The sequence below is a fragment of the Thermoplasmatales archaeon genome, from assembly GCA_014361245.1.
GTDB lineage: Archaea > Thermoplasmatota > E2 > UBA202 > JdFR-43 > JACIWB01.
Map to the genome: position 1 here is coordinate 1 of JACIWB010000073.1, position 3648 is coordinate 3648.

General features: G+C 34.2%; 4 protein-coding genes and 1 tRNA gene. All 5 read right to left on the bottom strand.

Features of this window, described 5'->3' with window-relative positions; translation table 11 throughout:
* Positions 1 to 165: 165 nt before the first annotated feature.
* Positions 166 to 522 carry a nucleotidyltransferase domain-containing protein gene (locus tag H5T45_07405; GenBank protein MBC7129525.1) on the bottom strand — a complete coding sequence of 119 codons (357 nt, stop codon included), beginning with the start codon at positions 520 to 522 and terminating at the stop codon, positions 166 to 168.
* The gene (locus H5T45_07410) at positions 465 to 869 is read right to left on the bottom strand and encodes a HEPN domain-containing protein (GenBank protein ID MBC7129526.1); all 405 of its coding nucleotides are present in this window, start codon (positions 867 to 869) and stop codon (positions 465 to 467) included. Before H5T45_07410 ends, H5T45_07405 begins: the two co-directional genes overlap by 58 nt.
* 20 nt (positions 870 to 889) lie before the next feature.
* Positions 890 to 2569, bottom strand: a complete 1680-nt coding sequence (locus tag H5T45_07415; protein ID MBC7129527.1) for a phosphoenolpyruvate carboxykinase (ATP) — start codon at positions 2567 to 2569, stop codon at positions 890 to 892.
* Positions 2570 to 2627: 58 nt separating this feature from the next.
* Positions 2628 to 2702, bottom strand: a tRNA-Ile gene (locus tag H5T45_07420).
* 30 nt (positions 2703 to 2732) lie between these two features.
* The coding region (locus H5T45_07425; protein MBC7129528.1) for a PKD domain-containing protein at positions 2733 to 3648 on the bottom strand (916 nt) is incomplete at its 5' end.

Below are 3648 nucleotides of genomic sequence, written 5' to 3' on the forward strand. Positions count from 1 at the left end.
TGCATTTGCATTTGTTGCAAAAAGACCGCCAACTTCTATTGTTTCAATGCTCTGAGCATTTACTGGATTTGCAACTATTCCCATCACTAACCCAAACAAAACAAGCCCGCATATTATATATTTTCCTTTCATTTTTATCCCCCTGGTAAAAGCTAAATCGAAAATTTATTTATAAATTTTTTTGTATATTGAAATTCCTTCTTCTAAAACATTTAAAATGAATGGATTTTTTTCTTCAATCATTTCCTTTATTTCATTTTCTGTATATCCAATTGGTTCAATTGGCAAATTCTCTTCATTTTCATCCATCAAAATTTTTATTCTATCTAAAAAATTTTCTTTCCAATTACAGATAACAATTAAATCTATATCAGAAGCTTCATTGATATCACCTCTTGCAAAAGAGCCAAATAAAATTATTTTTTCTGGATTGAATTTTTTTATTATCCTTTCTTTGTATCTATTTATTCCTTCAAATATTTCCTTACTTCTTTTAATATCAACTCTGCATAATTTATACATTTTTCAGCCACCTCCGCTGTATAATATCTACAAGGGCTACCAGATGGATAAAAATTTGGATATCTTGTTGCTATATAATGCCTGTCTAATTCTTTTCCATAATCAATAAAATTTTTAAAAATTTCTTCACTTTTTGATATTTCTTCCAATAAATCAACTATTGAATAAGTTATTATTGCTCTATATCCCTCAGAATATAAAAAACCTTTTAATGATTTTTCAGCTGCTTGCTGTGCAAAAAAAGCGGATGCATAATAATTTGAATCTTTAAGGCAATCTTTGCTCGTCTTTAAATCAGCCTCCGCCTGCTCCATCCATCTCAACCCTTCCTTTATATTTTTATTCACTTTTCTTTATCACAGCTCATTTAATAAAACTTTTCATAAAACTCTTTTATTTTTTCTTCTTTTGGCAAAGAAAATCTTTTCCACAGATTTATAACTCTTTCCAATTCTTTTTCATAGCCTTCAAAAATTTCTTTCAAAAATTCGCTTCTTTCATTTATATCTCTTCTGTAAAAATCAACTATTTCTCTTGCACTATAAAAGCGAAGTAAATTAAATCTTTCAGAAAAATTTTCAATATATTGATTCATTTCTTTTGGCTCTGGAATTAAATAACCAAAAACTGGATGTCTAATCCATCTTTTAATTTTTCCCTCAACAACAAGAGATATCATCCTCTTTGTTTCACTTGCCCTTATTTTTTCTCCCTCACCAACAGCTTTCCCCTCGCAATTGCACTGCCCAACATAACCAGTATTAACAACAAAAAATACAAGCTTCTCCAACCCAATATCTGAATAAGCTTTTAGCTTGAGCAAGGCCTGCTCCGCCTGCGGGCGGGCCATAAAATCAGTTGCTGCATATCTCCTTACTCTTTTTCCAGCTCCTCCCTCTATTGCTGAAGTGATTACTGTTTCGCATGCACTATCAAATGCAACAGCCATTTCTGGCTCAATAACCCTTAAAATTGGCTCAAGAACATCATATCTCCTAAAGCTTAGCCCCTCAGCCCTTAAATATTTCTCCCTTCCCCACGCCTTATTAAGCACGCTGAATTTAAAAATAAATCTTCCATTTGTTGTGTTGCTCTTCTCATATGATTTGCATTTAAGTTTTCCAGCTTTTCCAACAGGCACTAAAGCTTCATGGCCATCTATTTTCTTCAAAACAAAATCAACCCCTTCGCAATCAATATTCAAAGCAATAACAATCTCTCCATCAAGAGAAGACATAAGCCCAGCCCATTCAGGCGAGCTCTCATCTATGCCTTCTGACTTTGCAAAACTCGCCGCCTCAAGCCCAATTAACTTTATTCTCTCTATCTTCCTTTCTTTATAAACAGGCAATCCAACGAGGGCATCATCCTGCTCAATATCTTTGCCAATAGTAAGAGTTGTTTTTCCTGTTCCGCTTAATCCTTTTATAATCGTGCCATCAAAACAACCAGCATGATAAGAAATCATTCCCTGGCTTTCTGCCCTATGCCATACCATTGTTAAATTCGGTTTCTTGATTGCTCCTCCAAAATAATCAATTCCTATATTAACCACTCTTCTTATATCTTCATTTGCTCTTGTGAAATCAAAAAGCGAGATTGGCTCCTCATAATTTTTGCTTATTTCCTTTACTTCTTTTTTGTATTCATCCGGCAAGCCCTCTGGAATAATAATATTAAAGCAGTTTGCAATTCCTTCGAAAGGAAAAAGCATTAACTTGCCCATCCAAGCAATATATGCTGAATGAAGATTTTCAATGCTTACAAAAACCTTTACTCCTGTCTTCCACTCTTCACCATAGCATCCATCAATCTCCATAACATCAGCACTTTTAATATACCTCTCAACAATCTTAAAAATTTCCTTTCCCTCTTCCTCATTAAATTTTCTCTGCCCTTTCCCAAGTTTTTCAGCCATGTAAAAAACCCTATCTGGCATTCGCCCTTTCTGGCGGGATGCAAATAGATATTGCCCATCTGATGTTAAAGCATAGTAAGGCTTAAGAAATTCTTTGAAGAATTCATCGCTTGGATTTTTTATGTGCATATTTGGAATATTTTGGCTATATACAATATTTTCCAGGAATTTTTGGGAGCAGGAAGAATGGGCCCGCGGAGATTTGAACTCCGGACCTCCCGGTTATCAGCCGGGCGCTCCAACCTGGCTAAGCTACGGGCCCTTAATGTGTATGCATTTTTCTTATATTAAATTAAAGTTTTTTGTTGCAATTAATACAATTTTTTACTCTTTTTGCACAACTTTTGTGATATAAAGCCCCGCAATCGCATCTTAAAATATTTGTCTCTTCCTTAAATGAACCAAGGCAAACAGAGCATTTTTCAATCTTTTCTTCTCCAATAATTACTTTCTTTTTTCTTAACAAGAAATAAGCCGGAATTGCTGCAAGAGGAACAAGAAAAGATAAATAGATGAGATAATTTCTTTCATATTTTATTAAAATTTCAATTTCATTGTTTCTTTCATCTTTTTCTTCTATTTCATTTTCAGGATCAACCACAATTCTTGCCTTATTTATTCCTTCGATGAGAATTTCTTTCTCATATTCTTCAGAAATATTAAATTTAAAGGATGAAAAATTTTCATCCAAAAAGATATAGCATTTAACATTCTCAGAATAACCTCCATCGTTCCTTATTTTAATTCGCAATCTTAGCTCATCCCCTTTCTTCGGTTTTTCTGGCAGATAATATGCTTCAACATAGAAATCCGGCATAATAACATCTATCGTATAATTTTTCTCCCAATAAGCCAAACCATCATAAACCTTAAGCCAGACCCTGTATCTCCCTTCTCTTGAATAAGCATGCTTTGGATTTTTTTCATAGCTCACATTTCCGTCCCCAAAATTCCATGTATAATTCTTCGCCTCCACAAGCGCAAAAAATTTCACTTCAACATTCGGCGCAGGAGCCAGCGGGCTGAAATCAAAATCAACAGAAATATTTGACATTACAATTATTTGAAGGTTTGCCGTAGAATTTGCCCCCTTATCATCTCTAACTATTAGCCTTGCTGTATAATTTCCAGGCGTTGTATAGACATGCTGCTTTGTTGAAGGAGGAGGACCAGAGCCATTATATTCAGCAATTCCATCATTATCTACA